The organism is Veillonella sp. (assembly GCF_032470285.1).
GTDB lineage: Bacteria > Bacillota > Negativicutes > Veillonellales > Veillonellaceae > Veillonella.
On sequence record NZ_JAWEKP010000001.1, the window covers coordinates 123,119 to 141,046 of the forward strand.

At 35.0% G+C, this 17,928-nt stretch carries 14 protein-coding genes and 2 pseudogenes; 12 read left to right on the plus strand and 4 right to left on the minus strand.

Annotated elements, in window-relative coordinates; translation table 11 throughout:
* The first annotated feature begins 26 nt into the window (after positions 1–26).
* Entirely contained in the window at positions 27–1,853 is a 1,827-nt protein-coding gene (uvrC, locus tag E7B10_RS00560; RefSeq protein ID WP_101928181.1) for an excinuclease ABC subunit UvrC, read from the plus strand.
* A gap of 47 nt (positions 1,854–1,900) precedes the next feature.
* Here the strand turns inward: uvrC and E7B10_RS00565 are convergent, their stop codons facing one another.
* The gene (locus E7B10_RS00565; RefSeq protein WP_101928182.1) at positions 1,901–3,244 is read right to left on the minus strand and encodes an MATE family efflux transporter; all 1,344 of its coding nucleotides are present in this window, start codon (positions 3,242–3,244) and stop codon (positions 1,901–1,903) included.
* A gap of 270 nt (positions 3,245–3,514) precedes the next feature.
* Here E7B10_RS00565 and E7B10_RS00570 point away from each other — a divergent pair, with 270 nt between their 5' ends.
* From E7B10_RS00570 to E7B10_RS00585, 4 genes are all read left to right on the plus strand, one after another.
* A complete protein-coding gene (locus E7B10_RS00570) occupies positions 3,515–4,174 on the plus strand; it encodes a TerC family protein (protein ID WP_278472361.1) in 660 nt (219 codons plus the stop codon).
* A 200-nt stretch (positions 4,175–4,374) separates the two neighbouring features.
* On the plus strand, positions 4,375–5,043 hold the full coding sequence (locus tag E7B10_RS00575) for a TerC family protein (protein ID WP_101928184.1): 669 nt from the start codon (positions 4,375–4,377) through the stop codon (positions 5,041–5,043).
* Positions 5,043–6,533, plus strand: a complete 1,491-nt coding sequence (rlmD, locus tag E7B10_RS00580) for a 23S rRNA (uracil(1939)-C(5))-methyltransferase RlmD (protein ID WP_278472357.1) — start codon at positions 5,043–5,045, stop codon at positions 6,531–6,533. The genes E7B10_RS00575 and rlmD overlap by 1 nt, the downstream gene beginning before the upstream one ends.
* Positions 6,534–6,726: 193 nt before the next feature.
* Positions 6,727–6,987, plus strand: a complete 261-nt coding sequence (locus E7B10_RS00585; RefSeq protein WP_024062202.1) for a hypothetical protein — start codon at positions 6,727–6,729, stop codon at positions 6,985–6,987.
* Here the strand turns inward: E7B10_RS00585 and E7B10_RS00590 are convergent, their stop codons facing one another.
* On the minus strand, positions 6,988–7,791 hold the full coding sequence (locus tag E7B10_RS00590; RefSeq protein ID WP_058948451.1) for an IS3 family transposase: 804 nt from the start codon (positions 7,789–7,791) through the stop codon (positions 6,988–6,990).
* Between the two features lie 31 nt (positions 7,792–7,822).
* A complete protein-coding gene (locus E7B10_RS00595) occupies positions 7,823–8,365 on the minus strand; it encodes a helix-turn-helix domain-containing protein (protein ID WP_058948452.1) in 543 nt (180 codons plus the stop codon).
* 159 nt (positions 8,366–8,524) lie between these two features.
* Here E7B10_RS00595 and E7B10_RS00600 point away from each other — a divergent pair, with 159 nt between their 5' ends.
* From E7B10_RS00600 to E7B10_RS00615, 4 genes are read left to right on the plus strand one after another with little or no spacing between them, the layout of a single operon-like run.
* Positions 8,525–9,592, plus strand: coding sequence for an ATP-binding protein (locus E7B10_RS00600; RefSeq protein ID WP_024051170.1), 1,068 nt, complete (start codon positions 8,525–8,527; stop codon positions 9,590–9,592).
* Positions 9,585–11,819 (plus strand): S8 family peptidase, encoded by a 2,235-nt coding sequence (locus E7B10_RS00605; protein ID WP_024051169.1) that lies wholly within the window; start codon positions 9,585–9,587, stop codon positions 11,817–11,819. The genes E7B10_RS00600 and E7B10_RS00605 overlap by 8 nt, the downstream gene beginning before the upstream one ends.
* Positions 11,820–11,841: 22 nt before the next feature.
* Positions 11,842–12,549 (plus strand): HU-CCDC81 and SPOR domain-containing protein, encoded by a 708-nt coding sequence (locus tag E7B10_RS00610; protein ID WP_024051168.1) that lies wholly within the window; start codon positions 11,842–11,844, stop codon positions 12,547–12,549.
* An 18-nt stretch (positions 12,550–12,567) separates the two neighbouring features.
* Positions 12,568–14,049, plus strand: a complete 1,482-nt coding sequence (locus E7B10_RS00615) for a nucleotidyltransferase (RefSeq protein ID WP_024051167.1) — start codon at positions 12,568–12,570, stop codon at positions 14,047–14,049.
* A gap of 129 nt (positions 14,050–14,178) precedes the next feature.
* On the opposite strand, the pseudogene E7B10_RS00620 reads toward E7B10_RS00615, so the two are convergent.
* Positions 14,179–15,255, minus strand: a pseudogene (locus E7B10_RS00620) (IS30 family transposase).
* A gap of 168 nt (positions 15,256–15,423) precedes the next feature.
* On the opposite strand from E7B10_RS00620, the gene E7B10_RS00625 reads away from it, so the two are divergent.
* The 3 genes and pseudogenes from E7B10_RS00625 to tnpA all read left to right on the plus strand — a co-directional run bounded on the left by E7B10_RS00625 (position 15,424) and on the right by tnpA (position 17,874).
* A complete protein-coding gene (locus tag E7B10_RS00625; protein WP_058948455.1) occupies positions 15,424–16,656 on the plus strand; it encodes an acyl-CoA thioesterase/bile acid-CoA:amino acid N-acyltransferase family protein in 1,233 nt (410 codons plus the stop codon).
* A 141-nt stretch (positions 16,657–16,797) separates the two neighbouring features.
* Positions 16,798–17,211 carry a YjdF family protein gene (locus tag E7B10_RS00630; protein ID WP_024062706.1) on the plus strand — a complete coding sequence of 138 codons (414 nt, stop codon included), beginning with the start codon at positions 16,798–16,800 and terminating at the stop codon, positions 17,209–17,211.
* Positions 17,212–17,410: 199 nt separating this feature from the next.
* A pseudogene (gene tnpA / locus E7B10_RS00635) lies at positions 17,411–17,874 on the plus strand (IS200/IS605 family transposase).
* The last annotated feature ends 54 nt before the right edge of the window (positions 17,875–17,928 follow it).

The window sequence follows — 17,928 nt, forward strand, 5'->3', positions numbered from 1 at the left end:
AAAAATCTACAAGGAAAGGAGGAAATATGCCGTCTGAAGAATTACTGGAAAAGGTTAGCCATTTGCCAACTACACCAGGCGTATATTTGTGGCGTGATCAATATAACCGAATTATTTATGTAGGTAAGGCTATTAACTTGCGAAATCGTGTGCGTTCCTATGTGCGTAACGATGCAAATCGCGCACCAAAGGTTACGGCCATGATGAAACGAGCCGTCGATGTGGAAGTCATTCAAACAAAAACGGAGATGGAAGCGCTCATCTTGGAGAATACACTTATCAAGGAGCATGAACCGAAATATAACATTAGACTTCGTGATGATAAGACATACCCATATGTAAAAGTCTCTGTGCAAGAGGATTACCCACGCGTATATATGACGCGTCGTTTAGAGCGGGACGGAGCCAAGTACTTTGGCCCTTTTACAGATGTCACATCTGTTCATGTGGTACTGAAATTAATACGACAGTACTATCCATTGCGTACCTGTAAGTCTATGAAGGTAGAACGCCCATGCTTACAGTATCATATGCATTACTGCGAGGCGCCGTGTTTTAATAAAATATCGGTACCCGATTATCGGAAGTATATTGACGAAATCATAGAACTTTTTGAAGGTAAACCTATACCATTGCTAAAGGAAATTAAATCAAAGATGGAGGCTGCTGCAGAAGATTTGCGCTTTGAAGATGCTGCACGTTATCGTGATCAATTGTCTAGCATTGAAAAGATACAAGAAAAGCAACGCATGGTTACTCAACGTGGCGATTTAGACGTCTTAGGATTGGCTGTAGATACATCGATGGCCTGTGTACAGTTGCTATTCATCCGCGGTGGTCGTCTGTTAGGCCGTGAGAATTACTTTGTGCAACATGATGGCGATAGTTCAGAAACCATTATGACAGACTTTATCAAGCAATACTATGGAGATACAAACTTTATTCCTAAAGAGTTGTTACTACCTATGGAGAGTACAGATAGAGACTTATTAACAGAATGGTTTACACAGCTCAAAGGTCAACATGTAGATGTATCTGTGCCACAACGTGGCTATAAGATGGATATGATTAAGATGGCGCATGAAAATGCGGAAACCTTCCTTGAAGAACGTCGCCGTCAGTGGCAGCACCAAATCGATAAGACTGGCGGAGCGATTAAGAAGCTAGCCGAGATTCTCGACTTACCACGCTTACCGGAACGCATGGAATGTTTCGATATCTCCCATACACAAGGCTCTGAAACCGTGGCGTCCATGGTTGTCTTTGAAGGTGGCAAGCCAGCGAAAAAGGAATATCGTCGTTTTAAATTGAAAACTACGCAAGGTAAATCTGATGACTTTAAGTCTATGGCTGAAATTATGGAACGACGCTATGGTAATGAAACAGATTGGCCTATGCCAGACCTCATTATTATCGATGGTGGTAAAGGTCAGCTCAATGCAGCTTTGCCGTTGATTCGTGCAGTAGGTGTTACTGATGTGCCAGTTATCTCTTTGGCTAAGCGTATTGAAGAGGTCTTTGTAGAAGGGCAATCTGAAAGTATCATTTTGAGTCATCACACGCCGGAACTTCAATTACTCCAACAAATTCGTGATGAAGCCCATCGTTTTGCCATTACTTATCACCGTAAGTTGCGGGGCAAGCGAAATCTTGAATCTATTCTAGATCATATTGAAGGCATCGGTCCTAAACGCCGTAAGGCCTTATGGGCTCACTTTAATAGTTTAGAGGCCATGAAAGAGGCATCTATTGATGAACTAGCAAATGTAGAATCTATGAATTATAAGACGGCAGAAACACTATATAATTTCTTCCGTATGTCCAAAGTAGAAAAACAAGATATACTGAAATAAAAAAGAGCATCTTACATAAGATGCTCTTTTACTGTATTAACTGTTATTTAGTTTTGTTTACGTTGAATGTACCATGTACGCCATGTGAATAATATACCTGCTACTAGTACGCTAGAGAGTAAGCCAATCCATACGCCAAATGGTCCATAATTAGGATTTTTAGCAAGGGTATAAGCTGTTGGAAAACATACACCCCAATAGGAAATGAGTGAGATGTAAAGAACTACTTTAACATCCTTGTAGGCTCTTAGAATACCTTGTAATGGAGTACCTATGGCATCGATGGCAGCAAAAAATACGCCATACCCAAGGAAGTGATAAATAAGCTCATATACTTCATCATCATTGGTAAATAGATCAGCAATATTATCCATATGAGTGAACGTAAAGGCGCAAATGAGAACGGCTATGATGATGGCCAATACACGAGAAATATAAGAGTATTGAATGGCTTCCTTTTTTCGCCCTGCACCGAGTTCATAAGCAACGGCAATGGTAGAAGACATGGCAATGCTTAATGGTAAGCAGTAGAATACATTAGTAAAGGAAATAACCGATTGATGAGCTGCTACTACAGCAGATCCAAAGTGAACCATTAAGAGACCAGCAATGCTAAAGATACTAGCTTCAAAGAAGATGGAAAAACCTATGGGAATACCAACTTGTAATTGTTCACGGATATAGTGGAAATTAGGACTATGGAAATCTTTATAGATGCGATAGCCTTTTAACTTAGGATGCAATAGAATGACTAAGCTAAATAGAATAAAGTTCGTCCAACAGGCACCAGCAATACCGTAGCCAGCTCCAACGCCACCAATTTCAGGAAAGCCGTAATGTCCAAAGATGAGTGCGTAGTTTAAGAATACGTTAATCACAAAGCTTGTAAAGACAATGGCCATGGAGTAATGCGTCAATCCGTGAGAATCGACTGTATTACGCAAGGTATTTACCCAGAGTAATGGGAATAAACCAAGTGCAAAGGCTTTCAGATAACTAATACATACCTCGGTGGCAGCGGGTTCAAGATTTAAATATGTCAATAAAGGGCGTAAGCCGAATATACCAATTAATAAAATTAAAAATGCTAGTCCTGTACCGATGAAAAGGCCTTGATGAAAGATTATTGGAATATCATCTGTTTTCTTAGCTCCTAATAGTTGAGAAATGATTGGCGTGATACCCATTAATGTACCTTGTGCAAAGATATAGAAGAGGAGCCACAAATTATATCCCGTAGCGACACCAGCTAAATCAGTCGTACTATATTGCCCCGTTAAAAAGATGGCGATGAAGGTAGCCCCAATCAGGGAAAATTGAGTGATGCACATTGGAGTAAATAGTTTTATGAACAACCATAATTTTTGCAGTATAGAATATGTTTGATACATACTAACCTCCCTAGTAACGATATACTATACCATACCATAAAGTAGCTTAATTTAATAGCCAAAACCTAAGAAAAAAAGGAATTAAATATATAAAGAAATAGAGCCCATATTATGATTATGTAAGGGGAGAAATGAGCTTATATAAACTATCTTATTTAATAAGATAGAGTTATGATAAAAACGTATATATATGTTGATAATTGAATTTTACACTACCTTACTATATCGATTATAATATATACACTGTTATTTTATTCTAAGGAGGATACATTGGACATCTTAACTGTACAAGGATTATTGGCGATGCTTCAAATCATCGTTATTGATATTTTATTAGCTGGTGATAATGCCATTGTTATTGGTATGGCGGCTCGCAACTTACCCGCAAATTTACAGAAGAAGGCGATTTTCTGGGGCACAGCTGGCGCCATTATTTTACGTCTTGTTATGGCATTCCTATTTGTAGAGGCATTGAACAATATTCCTGCTTTACGTTTAGTAGGTGGTATCCTTCTTTTATGGATCGGTTACAAGCTTGTTGTTGATGATGAAAGCGAGCACAATATTGAGGCTAAAGATAACTTGCGCGCTGCTATCATGACCATTGTTATTGCAGATGGAATTATGGGTATTGATAATGTTATTGGTGTAGTTGGTGCCGCTGGTGGTGATATGACATTAGTTGCTATTGGTATGCTTATTACAGTACCTATTATCATTTATGGTAGTACTTTATTTGTAAAAGTGATCGAACGCTTTCCAATCATCCTTTACGTTGGTGGCGGTATCCTTGCCTGGGTGGGTGCAGCGATGAGTGTGGAAGATAAATTAATTTCACATACCGTAGAACCGTATGCATTACTCATCAAAGTCGGAGCTGTTATCCTCGTAGTAGGGGCATCTTTGTTAGCTAAGAAACTTAAAAAATAATGTAATAAATCTCTTCTTCTAGTCATAGGAGGAGAGATATTTTTTCGTAAAAGTATAGCCATTATAAAGAACCTTATAGGCTAATCTTAAGAATAACAGTGGTAATCTAAGAGCTTTCTTTTAGATGAGAAAATAGAGAATTTGTGGTATAGTTAAGGGATAGTTATTGAATTAGCAGAGTGAATTGAGGTAAGTATAGAATGGAATTTTTAGAAGCTGCAACGTGGATAACGATTAGCAAAATTATTTTGATCGATATTTTATTGGCAGGAGATAATGCCGTCGTTATTGGTATGGCAGCGGGTAAATTGGCGCCAGAATTACAAAAGAAAGCCGTTATCTGGGGTACAGTAGGGGCTATTGGAATGCGCCTTGTATTTGCCACTCTTTTAGTGGAAGCACTTACTTTAATTCCTCTTATTCACTTAGGTGGTGGCCTTGTACTTGTATGGATTGCCATTCAACTCTTAAAAGGCGGAGATGAAGAGGCACATATCGAAGCTAAGAATTCCTTAATGGGAGCCATTTGGACAATCATTGTGGCTGATGCGATGATGAGTATCGATAATGTAATTGGCGTAGTTGGTGCCGCTAAAGGACATTTAGAGCTCGTTATTGTTGGTATGTTGATTACTGTTCCCATCATTGTGTTCTGCTCCACACTATTTGCTCGTATCATCAATAAGTTTCCTGTCATTCTTTGGGCTGGTGGTGCGTTATTAGGTTGGGTTGCTGGTGAAATGATTGTGGAAGATCCACTTCTTATGCCATATATTCAAGGTGAAGAATTGCTCGTGAAATTTGGCACTGTATTCTTCGTACTTATCGTAACTGGCATGATTAAAATTTGGAAGAAAAGAGACTCGTAATGAACGGTACAAGTTGTACATCTCGTAAAAAGAAATCTAAACAACAACGTAGAAATGGTAATCGTGCGAATACAGGTCAATCAGTTACTAGTACATTATCTAAGAAGCAACAGGCCATACTCAATGCTCCAGTTAAGTTAGGTGATGAAGTATTAGTTACTATTCATGGTATCGGTAGTAGTGGTGAAGGTGTAGGTCGTGTAGATGACTTTACGGTTTTTGTTCCCTTTGCCTTGCCTGGGGAAACCGTGAAAGTATCCATCAATATGGTGAAAAAGACTTATGCTACAGGGCGTCTGTTAGAAATTGTTACCATGGCTCCTAATCGTATCGATCCGCGCTGTGATCTCTATGGCTTTTGTGGTGGATGTCAGTTGCAACACATTACCTATGAAGGCCAGCTTTCACTAAAAACACAAAAGGTGAAGGACGTTATCGAACGCATTGGTCATCAAAATCCAGAACTTGTAAAACCAGCATTGGGACCTAAAGAACCATGGGCGTATCGTAATAAGATGCAAATGCCTGTGGGTGGGACTAAAGGGAATATTCAAATGGGATTCTATGCGATGGGATCACATGATATTGTGCAAGGTACGAATTGTCCCATTCAAGATGAAGGTAATAATATCATTGCTCAAGCTTGCTACCAAATTGCTAAAGAATTTGATATTGAGCCTTATGATGAACATACTGGTAAAGGTGTGCTACGTCATGTAATCGGTCGCATTGGACAATCTGGATGGATGATTATCCTTGTAACCGCGACAGAACACTTGCCACATCAAGAGAAGTGGGTTGAAAAATTAACTGAACGAGTTCCCCAAGTGGAAACCATTGTTCATAATGTAAATGGGAAGCGTACTAATGTTATATTAGGGCCTAAAAATACTGTTCTCTATGGGGATGGAACGATTACAGACCATATCAAGGATTTACGGTTTACCTTATCTCCACATTCCTTTTTCCAAGTTAATCCTGAACAAACTACGGTGCTGTATGACCAAGCGCTAGCTTATGCGGATCTAAAAGGAAATGAAACAGTTATTGATGCGTACTGTGGTACAGGCACTATTTCACTATTCTTGGCACATAAGGCAAAACATGTTATCGGTATTGAAATCGTAGAACCTGCTATTATCAATGCTCGTGAAAACGCCCAACGCAATGGCTATGATAATACAGAGTTTATCGTTGCCGATGCGGCCGTAGAAATGCCAAAACTTTACAAAGCAGGCGTACGACCTGACGTTATCGTATTCGATCCAATCCGGGCGGGCTGTAAAGAAGAAGTACTAACCTCTGCGGCGGGTATGGAACCAAAACGTATTGTCTACGTATCCTGTAATCCTGCAACCATGGCACGAGACATTGAAATACTAACACACTACGGCTATGAACTACAAGAAGTACAACCTGTAGACATGTTCCCTATGACAGCGCATGTCGAAGCTGTTGCTTTGCTTACTAGGAGCGAAGCGACGCAGTGAGCATTAGCACTGCCCATACGATAGGCGTCCAAGAACACGAGGGAAAGACGAAGTGTGATTGGAAACGCCGAACCGCTGAGGCAGTGGCTTTGCTTACCAAGAGTGAAAGGACGCCCATATAATCAAATTTAAAATAGAAAAACCTAGAATTCATTTAAATTACAATTTTAGATTTAATCTTGTGAGGGATAATATGGATTTTATACATGATAGACATAGTAATATCCTTTTCAGTCTTTATGGTAGTAAAGTAAATAGAATTAAAATTCATAATAAAACATTAACGTTAACAGTTGACGAAATGTATCAATTGGTAGATGGTGAAGAAAAAGCATTCTCAGGAGAAATATGTTTTAACAACTGTGATTTAGATTTGGGGAATGTACTGATATTTAACAAAACCTTGGGTGAAGGTCGCTTTTTGATCTGCACCCATTTTCTTGGACAGATATAATTAAGCTATTCTTTGGGAATGAGTTCGGTATTCTACCGGGCTCATTCCTTTTAATTTGAGCTTAATACGTTTTGTATTGTAATAATCAATATAATCTTTTAATTTGTTGATAAAATCTTCATAGGAAGTAGATTCCTCTAAATATAACAACTCTGATTTTAGTAAGCCAAAGAAGTTTTCCATCACGCTATTATCCAAACAGTTTCCTTTTCGAGACATACTTTGGATGATAGCGTGATTTATTAATGTTTCTTGATAACTGCTATGCTGGTACTGCCATCCTTGATCTGAATGTAAGATGCAACCTTTGCTATGTGGCCTGTTCTTAAAGGCTTTATCCAGCATAGATAACACCTGTGTTAATACAGGTCGTTCTGATATTTCATAGGATACAATTTCTCCATTATACATATCTAAGATTGGTGATAAATAAACCTTACGCCCAAACAAGTGGAATTCGGTAATATCTGTGGTCCATTTTTGATCTGGCTTTGTTGCAGTAAAGTTTCGCTTAATAATATTAGGAGCAATTTTTCCTTCTGTACCTCTATATAAACGATACTTCTTTAGACGAACTTTGCATGTTAAGTTTTCTTCCTTCATAATACGCATCACAACTTTATGATTTATATTGAAGCCTAATTTATGTAATGCTATTGTGATTCGTCGATATCCGTAACGACCCTTGTTCATCGATACAAGGGTACGAATAGCGTCTCGTTCCTCTATATATTTGTCCCCTTTATTTATGCTGGCTAGGCGCGCATAATACGTACTTCGACTAATACCAAAGTATTTGAGCATAAACTGAAGCGGATATATTTTTCTTAATCTTTCAATGGCAATTGCTTGTGCTTTTTTTTACGGCTCGATTAGGTTTAGCAATTTCACGCATTTCTTTCATAAAGTCGTCATAAAAAGATATTTCATACTTTAATCGAGCATTTTCAGCTTCCAGTTCTTTAATACGTTCCTTATCTGATTTTTGGCTTGAATCTACTTGTATCTTAATTTCTTTCTTAGTCTTCATAGGTGGTCTACCTTTAGGCTTGGGTTGCAACCCCAAAATCCCTTCTTCTAAATACCGCTTTTGCCATGTAGCAATTAGACTAGGGTTATCTAAATTAAATAATTCTGCTGTTTCTTTAAAGGATAACTTATTCTTCCACCTAGCTTCAAGAACTTTACGTTTAAAATCTGCTGAAAATACTTGTGTACCAATTTTATGGGTCAAATTATGATTAAGGTTAAATTTGTGTAGCCAATTTTTTATAGTACTTTCTGGCACCTCAAGCTCTTTAGCAATTCTAAATCGACCCCATCCTTTTTCAGAAAGATAAATTGCCTTTTCTTTTACTTCTTTTGAGTATTTTGACATAAAAAACTGCACCTCCCAAAATTGTGTCCAAATTTTGGGGTGCAGTTCACTAATATAACCTTTGACATAAAAAGCAAAAGTTTGAATATTTGTCCCATAAGTATAGAATTATGTCCCAATATATGATATAATAAAAAAGAAAATAGGAGGTATAGCAATATGAAAAAACAAAATGTTTTGAATTTAATAAAATACCATGTGGAAAGGAACGAAAATTCCTTTAGAAATGAAGCGATAGCAATAGCAAGATATTTTGATAGCATAGGAGATTATCAGTTATCCGAATATATTATGGGGTTAATATCTGAATCAAATTTATATTCACCACAAAGTAGTGATTTTGAAAGTGAGTTTTTAAAGCAAGTTGAAATAAGAAATTTAGAGGCTTTAAATTTACCGCTTGAAATAACAGAGGATATAAAAGGCATTATTAATGCTGTAAATCATAATGTTGGTATTAATAAATTTTTATTTGAAGGATTACCGGGAAGTGGAAAAACAGAAGCAGCAAAAAATGTTGCAAGATTGCTGGATCGCTCTCTTTTTAGAGTGGACTTTGAAAATCTGATAGATAGCAAGTTGGGGCAGACTAATAAAAACATTATAAAAGTCTTTAGAGAAATAAATATGCTTCCAAATGCAAATAAGGTTGTGGTTTTATTTGATGAAATTGATGTTATTGCTTTGGATAGAATTAATTCTAATGATATTAGAGAGATGGGAAGAGTAACATCTACGATTTTAAGAGAATTAGACAGATTAACAGATCTTAATAAAGAAATAGTGCTTATTGCAACTACTAACCTATATTCCAATTTTGATAAGGCATTAGTCAGAAGGTTTGATGCAGTTATTAATTTCAACAGATATAGTGATGATGATTTAATAGAAGTAGCGGAATATTATTTTTCTTCGTTTATCAAGAATTTTAAAGGAATATCCAAAGATACAAGATTATTTAAAAAAATATTGAAGACAGCAAAAAAAATACCTTATCCTGGAGAATTAAAAAACATTATAAAAACATCACTTGCATTTAGCGATGTTAGTTCTGAGTATGATTATTTGAAAAGATTATACAATAGCTTGATAGGAAGTTTAGATCAAAAGGATATAAACCAGCTTCATGAGGAAGGATTCACTGTAAGAGAAATAGAAAAATTAAAAGGGGAGTCTAAAAGTGCTGTCTCAAGAAAGTTAAAGAAGGAGGAAGTAGATAGTGAATAATGTCTTGGAATTAAAAGGGAAACGCTTTTTGCAAACCAGTAAAAATGGTATGCGTGGTGGTATAGCCATGAACGGGAAAGTGGAAGTCAGTACAGAGCATTTGTTAAGATTAAAATCTCAGCTAATTCAGATTAAAGAATTTTGGGATAAAGAAACAAAACCATTTGAAGGGATTTTAGTTAGCGTTTATTACAATAAAATTGTTGCAAAAAGTAATCGAATCGCCGGACTTTTTAAAGGTGCGGATTCTAATGAAGCAATTGTTGGAGCAAAATTTAATAGAGATAAGAGCAAACACATCATAACATATTTTCTTGATGAGTATGATTTGATAAAAAGTATAGAATTGATTTCAAATACTTTAAATATATTGTCCCAAAAATTTGCAGGCAAGATCAGCAAGAATATATTTGAAGATAAAAATATTGTCAATCCACGAGTTTTTAAAGATCTTTCTGTGAGTATGTCAATATTTAAACAGGTGATTGCAGATGTATCATACATTGATTCTTTTGAAGTAGAGTTACCTACGATAGATGTAAAGCAGAGCATTATAACTTTGTATGACGTAAGAAAAGATACCAAACTATTATTTGAAAGATTAGGGATAGATATTTTAAGTAGCAGAATTTTAGATAATCAAACTGTTTACTTAGACGAAAAGCAGGTAGGACTACTTTTCGAAAAAGCACCTTATCTTGTTTCAATGGCAACCGTTGATTTATCAAATTTATCACCTGATGATTTTATCAATGAGTATCAAACAAAAATGGTAACTATACCATCCCCATCTATTGAACCAACAATTGGGGTGATAGATACCTTATTTGATGAAAGTGTTTATTTTAGTGATTGGGTTGAATATCATGATATGGTCTCAGAAGATATACCAAAAAATCCAAAAGATTATAATCATGGGACAGCAGTGTCTTCCATTATTGTTGATGGAGCAAGATTAAATCCTTGGCTGGATGATGGTTGTGGAAGGTTTAAGGTTAGGCATTTTGGAGTAGCGGTAGGTGCTGAATTTTCTTCATTTTCAATAATAAAGAAAATAAAGAGTATTGTAGTAAATAATTCAGATATAAAAGTCTGGAATATTTCACTTGGTAGTAATCAGGAAATTAATGACAACTTTATTTCTGCTGAAGCTGCAACATTAGATAAAATTCAGTTTGAAAACAATGTAATATTTGTTGTTGCAGGAACAAATAAACCAAGTGCAGATATAGTAAAAATAGGATCTCCGGCAGATTCTGTTAATAGTATAGTTGTAAATTCAGTTAGTAAGAATGGTATGTCTACTAAATATGCTCGTAAAGGATTAGTATTATCTTTCTTTGCAAAGCCAGACGTAAGTTATTATGGCGGTAGTGAAGAAGAATACATTAGGGTTTGTGAACCTTTAGGGGCGGCAAGTGTTGCCGGTACTTCCTATGCTGCACCTTGGATTGCAAGAAAATTATCCTATTTAATTGATGTATTAGGGCTTAACAGGGAAGTCGCAAAAGCTATGATTATTGATGCAGCGAGAGGTTGGGATGAAAAACCAACTCCTGAAGAAGTTGCCTTATATGGGCATGGAATTGTACCCATTCATATAAATGAAATTATTCAAACAAAAGATGATGAAATAAAATTTGTGGTATCAGATATTAGTGAAAAATGGAATACTTATAATTATGATTTTCCTGTTCCTCTAAAGGATAATAAGTACCCCTATATTGCAAAGGCTACAATGTGCTATTTTCCACTGTGTGATAGATTGCAGGGGGTGGACTATACAAATACGGAATTGAATTTGCACTTTGGTCGAATAGGAGATGATAAAAAAATTAAGGATATTAAAGGTGATAAACAGAATACAGAAGACACATTAGATGGAGAAAGAAATTATCTTGTGGAAGGTGAAGCAAGAAAGCAGTTTAGAAAATGGGATAATGTAAAGTATATTGCAGAGAGTGCTACAAAAAGAATGATACCAAAAGATTCTTATAGAAATAAGAATTGGGGCATGGAAATAAAAACAAATAACCGATTAGCTCCTCAAGATGGCGTAGGAGTTAGGTTTGGTGTTGTTGTAACACTCAAAGAAATGAATGGAGTTAATAGAATTGATGAATTTATCAGAAGTTGTACATTGAATGGTTGGCTAGTAAATGTAATTGATATTGTTAATAGAGTAGATATTCACCAAAAAGTGAATGAAGAAATTGAGTGGGAGTAATAATGAAAGTGTGGGGATATAAGTGTTAGAAAATATAGGAACTAATTTGATTAGCAGTGGAATTTGGTTTTTGATTGGTATATTTGCAGCTAATTATAGAAGAATAGGGTTGTTTGTAAAATCGTTGATACATTGGAGCGAAGATATTAGGTTTAGTATTGCGTATTTATATAAAATAAAAATAGATGATAAATATCTTTTAATTAAGGGAAGTAAAATAGAACAACTGCAACCTGTTGGTGGAGTATATAAGGTTTGTAGTTCGTTTAGTACTATTGAAAGGAAATTGAATATTATTTTTGAAAATGAACGAGGTTTTTATGAAAAAGAAGATTTAAGATTTTGTATAAAAGGAAAAAATATTAGCAAAGTTCTAAATTGGTTTGATAGTAGAAAAAATAGGGAAGTGGCGGTATATAGAGAGTTTTATGAAGAAATTATAAAAAATAACATATTGCCTATAGAAGTCTTAAGTAGCATGAGAATAGAGTTTTTAAAGCAAATAAAACCTAAAATGGCTTATTCTAAGCATTTTAAAAAGAATGAGATATTATTATTTGATATTTACGAGATTCATTTACCAGATGAATATACTGATATGATACGTAAATATGTAAAAGAAGAGAATGATTTAATTAAGCTTGTAGATAGAGAAGACATTGAAAAGGAATGTGTTGATATAAGAGGAAAATCATTTAAAATAGGAGCTCATTCGCAATATATTATTTAATAAGAGAGGGGGAATAAAATGAAAAAATTTGAAATGTCGAAGGAGATAAAAGAGCTTATTAATGAAATTGATGTTTCTGAATCAAATTACGAAAAAGCATCAAACAGGTATAAGGCAATTGCAAACTATATAAAAGAATCTGACCTAGCAGAATATAGTCCGGATATTTACTTACAAGGTTCTATTAAATTAGGAACAGCAATTAAACCTCTTACTGAAGACGGGGCGTATGATATAGATATTGTTTGTAATATGACGAAAAAAAGAAGAAATCACCAGACTCAAAGAGAATTAAAAGACGAACTTGGAAAAGTAGTTAAAAATTACTCGTTAAAGCATAGTATGGAAAATTTTCCAAAAGAAAGCAATAGGTGTTGGACATTAAATTATGTAGATGAATCAAATTTTCATATAGATATTTTACCTGCTGTTCCTTGGAATGATACGGATGATGGAAATATTGCAATTTCAGATAAAAGAAGTGATAACTATGATGATATAACATTTGACTGGGAAGTTAGTAGTCCTAAAGTATATTCCGATTGGTTCAAAAAACAAAGCGATTTTCAAATTATAAAAGAATCCTATGCTAAACGATTTTATGCAAATATAGAAGAAATTCCAGATTATAAAATAAAAACTCCATTACAAAGAATTGTGCAATTATTAAAGAGACATGCAGAAGTTATGTTTGAAGATGATATGGAACAAAAACCGTCTTCCATTATAATTACTACTTTGGTTGCAAAAATTTATCCTGAAAGTATGATTATTAGTGATGATTTTAAAACATTATTATTGAATGTAGTCAAAAATCTTTTGAGTGGAGTTGAATATGAAAATGAAAATCCTTGTATTTATAATCCGGTTAATAGAAAAGAAAAATTATCTTTGAAATGGGATAAGGATGGAAAATACTTTGAAAATTTTTTGAAGTGGTATGATCAACTTAAAGTTGACTTTAGCATAGATAATAAAGCAATGTCTTTAAATGAGAGTTTGTTTTATATGCAGAGAAGTTTGCGTAAAAATACTAATGAAATTGGAATCTCGTTAAATTCTTTAAGTTATCATCAAAAACCTAAATGGAAATTATCAAGTATTGCTAAGACTAACGTAGAGATAAAAGCATATTACAGTTGGCGTGGTTTCAGATTTAAGCAAATAAAAAGTGGTGAAGCTTTGAATAAAAAAGGAAAACTTAGATTTGAAGTCAATGCACTTACACTTAATATAAAAGACTATGATATATACTGGCAAATAACCAATACTGGTTACGAAGCAATAAATGCGAATTGCTTAAGAGGAGACTTTTATAATTCTAAGCTTGAACAAGGAAAAAGAATAAGAACAGAAGAAACTTGCTATGTAGGTAGACATTATGTTGAGGCGTATTTGGTAAAAAATGGTATTTGTTATGGGAAAAGTAAACCTTTTGAAGTTAATATAATTGATGGTATTACTTTTGAGTGGTTTAATACCAAAAAACTCGGAGGGTAGTGTATGTCTGATACAATTATATATTGGTTATGGTAAAAACAATACCTGAAGATATTATTAAGGGACTAATAGCATCATTTGTAATTTTACTTATAATAAAACTTGTTAACAAAGTTAAATTTTTAAATTTTAAATTGCAATATGAAATTGAACAGTATCCAAATCTACAATTCTATTAACTTCTTCAAGAAAGACATCCAAGGGGGTTCTATAATTTAGAAGCTTGCGTGGCAAATTATTACACCATTGAAGTGTTCGTTGAATTGTTTCCTCTGAAACGGCTTTTATTGGCATTCCTTTCGGTATACATCTACGAAGTAAACCATTATGCCTTTCGTTTGATCCACGTTCCCAAGCAGAATAAGGTCTAGCAAAATAAATAGACAAGGTTTCATTTTCTAAATTAGATATCTCTGAAAACTCTAAACCGTTATCTGCAGTTATTGTTTTACATAAGCAAGCTAGATTAACATCTTTAAACGTATTTAACCATGCATGCAGTGTTTCTTTTACATCAGTAGCACGCGCTGAGGGACATCGTAAAGCCACATACAATCTGCTTTTACGCTCAAGTAAAGAGATTAAAATATGGTCTGTCTTATCTTTTGTTCCACGGACGGTATCTAATTCCCAATGTCCGAATTCCTCGCGCGTTTCAATAGTAGGATCGCGAAGTTCTATGGATTTACCAAGTTCTCGCTTATGTTTTCTAGAAATAGATTTTCGTTGGGAACGCCGTACTACCAATGGTAAATCAATTGCTTTTATACCTAATACACCTTTGTGAAGATAGTTATATAAAGTTTTAGTACAAACCATTTCATTACGCACAAACAACCCCTTATGTTTAGCATATCCAACAGCAGCATCAAATGACCAACGATCAGCTAGAGTCTTGCTTTCAATCTAATTTATAAAAGATTCTATAGCACCAATTCTCATGGTATTAAAGGAGCCAACACGTTGTCTTTCATATGTTGCTTGTCCAGAATCAGCTAAATATACAAGTTGAGATTTACCATGTCGAATTTGAATTACAGTACCACGTTTTAATTCTGTATAAATAGTTGTTCTAGAACGGCCCAGTGCACGTGAAATTGCAGCAATACTATCTCCTAGAACGATTCTCTTTTCTAAATAAAATCGTTCTTCGAAGTTTAAGTGTTTGTTTGTGTGTAATGTCGTGTTATGATTATTGTAGTCCATAGTGATTACCTCGGTTATATTTTGATTAGTCACCTAAATCATAACACAAGGTTCACTATGGATTTTTTATGTGTTCAATTTCATTCTACAATTAAGCAAAAAATAAATATCTGATATTATCCAAATTTAAAAACACATTGTTAATAGCATTAACAAAAAGAGGAAGATATGACTATACAAATTGAACTTATCTCAGAGTCTGAGTTAGCAGACGAATCTTTCAATATTGTCATCAATGGCTTAAAACCAAGAGAAACATATCGAGTCGAGATGTACCTAACTGATTATTATTGTATCAATGCTCCCATGCTTTTAGCTCATGATGTTTTATGGAGATCAACAGGGACTTTTGTATCAGATAAGAATGGCATTATTGATATTTCACAAACTCCATCTTGTTCTGGCTCTTATGAAGGCATTTCAACAATGGGACTATTTTTTAATGCTAAGCCCTTGACCAATAAGAAAAAGAAACTCCCAAGTTCTCTTTCTAAAATTCCTTTACTGGATCAATTTTTTGTGAAAATCAAAATTATGCAAGGAAATACTGTTATTGCAGAGAGAACCTTCTCAAGACGTTACATGAGTTCGCAAATTAGTCATCAAGATATTTACGGGGAACATTTTCAAGGGAGACTATTTTATGATAAAAAGTCACTAAAAGCACCGGCATTGATTATTGTGAGCGGTAGTGAAGGAAGAATTGAAAAGGCACAGAATATGGCTCAGCTTCTATCTTCCAGAGGTTATATTTGCTTAGCAGTTGCCTACTTTGGTTTAGAGGGGTTACCAAAACATTTGGAACGTATTCCTTTAGAGTGCCTTGTGGGAGCAAAGGATTATCTACGTCAGCATCCTCAAGTAGATAGTGAAAGCATTGGAATCTATGGACGGTCTAAGGGAGCAGAATTCGTTTTAGCTGAGGAGAGCCTTTTTAATGACGTTCAATGCTTGGTACTAAATTCCCCCTCTGATGTGGTGTATGAAGGAATAAAAGGAAAATGGAACTCTCATACTTCCTCTTGGACGCATTTGCAAAAAGAACTTTCCTATCAAAAGTTTCGACTTAGAGATTATCTGTTCAGTAAACTTTTTAGAAAAACCTTCCCTAAAGATTGCTCTGCTAGAATAGATGTTGGTCAAATTCATTCACCAATCTTATTGCTCGGAAGTACTGTTGATGAAATATGGGATGCTTCGTCAGCAATTGATGATATTGTCTCCCATTATAAAGGACACTACATTATATTTAAAAAATATCATGAAACAGGTCACATGTTGACGGTGGCCTATCAACCAAATCATCGTTATCGAAAAGATTGGCGTTTACTGATGAAAGAGAGCAAGGATTCTTGGTTGGCTACGATTCATTTTTTTGATAGGCATTTGAAGAAGCAATAAAAATAGATTATAAATATGCTATAATAGTCCTAACTAAGATAAAAACACAGTTCTGGTTGGTAGTCCAGACGTAGGCAAGCCTATCAGTAACCTTCCTCCTTGGTTGTCCATTCTTAGGGATAGATTTAAGGAGGTGCTGTCGTGGAAACAATTTCAATTAGATTGACAGTTTATTTTGAAGATGGATTTTGGCATGGATTGTTTGAACAAGCGTATCAGGAAACTTATCAAGTTTGTCGTGTGACATTTGGTCAGGAACCGAAAGATGATGAAATTCTTGAGATTTTACAAACTCAGTTTGCTCGCTTATCTTTTAGTTCAGAGTCAACAGTCAAACAGTATGTGAAGATTAAGAATCCGAAACGCCTACAACGTGTTGTAAAGAAGCAGGTAAAGCAGAAAGTTTCTTCTAAGTCGAAAGAACTATTGCAGTTGCAGTATGAGGAAAGGAAAAAGATTTCAAAACATCAATCTAGTGTCCAAAAGCAATTCCTCAAACAAGAGAAATTTGAACGCAAGCAGCAAAAACGTAGAGAGAAGCACAAAGGTCACTAGTGACTTTCTCTTTCATAAAATAGAACAGCTCTTTTCGTATAAAAAGAGCTGTTTTTACTTGTACGCCGAATAGGCATAACTAAATCCCCAGTTAAACTGGGGTCAGTAAAAATTCTTAGAGAAAAGGAAAGAACCTCCTAGTGCTAGAATGGAGTTGGTCTGGCAACCACAACATTTCAACATAGGAGGTTCACTGTCAATGAATGACGTAAAAAGCTTATCACATAGTAAATGGAGATGTAAATATCATATTGTTTTTGCTCCAAAATATAGAAGATAAATAATTTATGGTCGGATAAAAGCTGATGTAGGTAAAATTCTAAGAGATTTATGTAAGAGAAAAAATGTAGAAATTATCGAGGCAGAATGCTGTCCAGATCATATCCATATGCTAGTAACGATTCCACCACATTTAAGTATATCGAGTTTTATGGGATATTTAAAAAGCAAAAGTAGCCTCATGATATTCGATAGACACGCAAATTTAAAATATAAGTATGGAAATAGACATTTCTGGTGTAGAGGATATTATGTGGATACGGTGGGACGATATGAAGGAGCGATAAAAAGTATGTTCGCAATCAACTACAAGAGGATATAGCACAAGATACATTAAACTTTAAAGAATATACCGACCCGTTTACGGGTGAGCCAGTAAAATAGGCAAAATAAAAGCCCCCGAGTAGGGGGTAGCCAGTGGTAATAGAGTGGTTGTCA

What these genes read in the sequence shown, in the direction of transcription:
- E7B10_RS00600 (WP_024051170.1), top strand. Translation starts at nt 8,525, where the DNA reads ATGAAAAAACAAAATGTTTTGAATTTAATAAAATACCATGTGGAAAGG.
- E7B10_RS00615 (WP_024051167.1), top strand. Translation starts at nt 12,568, where the DNA reads ATGAAAAAATTTGAAATGTCGAAGGAGATAAAAGAGCTTATTAATGAA.
- rlmD (WP_278472357.1), top strand. Translation starts at nt 5,043, where the DNA reads ATGAACGGTACAAGTTGTACATCTCGTAAAAAGAAATCTAAACAACAA.
- E7B10_RS00595 (WP_058948452.1), bottom strand. Translation starts at nt 8,365, where the DNA reads ATGTCAAAATACTCAAAAGAAGTAAAAGAAAAGGCAATTTATCTTTCT.
- E7B10_RS00590 (WP_058948451.1), bottom strand. Translation starts at nt 7,791, where the DNA reads ATGCTCAAATACTTTGGTATTAGTCGAAGTACGTATTATGCGCGCCTA.
- E7B10_RS00565 (WP_101928182.1), bottom strand. Translation starts at nt 3,244, where the DNA reads ATGTATCAAACATATTCTATACTGCAAAAATTATGGTTGTTCATAAAA.
- E7B10_RS00625 (WP_058948455.1), top strand. Translation starts at nt 15,424, where the DNA reads ATGACTATACAAATTGAACTTATCTCAGAGTCTGAGTTAGCAGACGAA.
- E7B10_RS00585 (WP_024062202.1), top strand. Translation starts at nt 6,727, where the DNA reads ATGGATTTTATACATGATAGACATAGTAATATCCTTTTCAGTCTTTAT.
- uvrC (WP_101928181.1), top strand. Translation starts at nt 27, where the DNA reads ATGCCGTCTGAAGAATTACTGGAAAAGGTTAGCCATTTGCCAACTACA.
- E7B10_RS00575 (WP_101928184.1), top strand. Translation starts at nt 4,375, where the DNA reads ATGGAATTTTTAGAAGCTGCAACGTGGATAACGATTAGCAAAATTATT.